This is a genomic window from Mesorhizobium sp. M7A.F.Ca.MR.176.00.0.0, assembly GCF_004023165.1.
In the GTDB taxonomy this organism is placed as follows: Bacteria; Pseudomonadota; Alphaproteobacteria; order Rhizobiales; family Rhizobiaceae; genus Mesorhizobium.
Genome location: NZ_RZTC01000317.1, coordinates 1 through 406 on the forward strand (window position 1 = coordinate 1; position 406 = coordinate 406).

The 406-nt window shown below is 64.0% G+C and carries 1 protein-coding gene; it reads right to left on the minus strand.

All coding sequences use genetic code 11. From position 1 onward, the window contains the following. On the minus strand, positions 1-337 hold a 337-nt coding region (locus tag EOB59_RS35070), incomplete at its 3' end, for a thermonuclease family protein (RefSeq protein WP_164895876.1). Positions 338-406 lie beyond the last annotated feature (69 nt).

Genomic DNA, 406 nt, shown 5'->3' on the forward strand with positions numbered 1-406 from the left:
ATGTCTCGCCGATCGATCGCCCGTTCCTGGTCACGGTTCGCAGCTTTCGCCCATGTCGATCCTCGTCACGCCAGCCGGCCACCAATGAGAACTTTCCTGCATTCAGCAATTCCCGCAACCTGCGCTTGGCCGTCTCGCCCTGTACCCGCTCTGCCTCGCAACGGGGCGGGCTCAGCTCCGGCGTGTCGATATCGGCAATCCTGATCTTCACACCCTGATGCCAGAACGTGTCGCCATCCACCACGCAGGTCACGCGGGGACCATCGCCGCAAATCGGAAACGAAGCCGAAAGCAAGTCCTGTCGCGGCGCCGAGACTAGGGCCGCCACACCCTCGATCCCGCCCGCTTGGCTGAGCTGGTAAGCGCCAAATGCCGCCGCCGCGACGAGTGCGCCGACGACCAACTT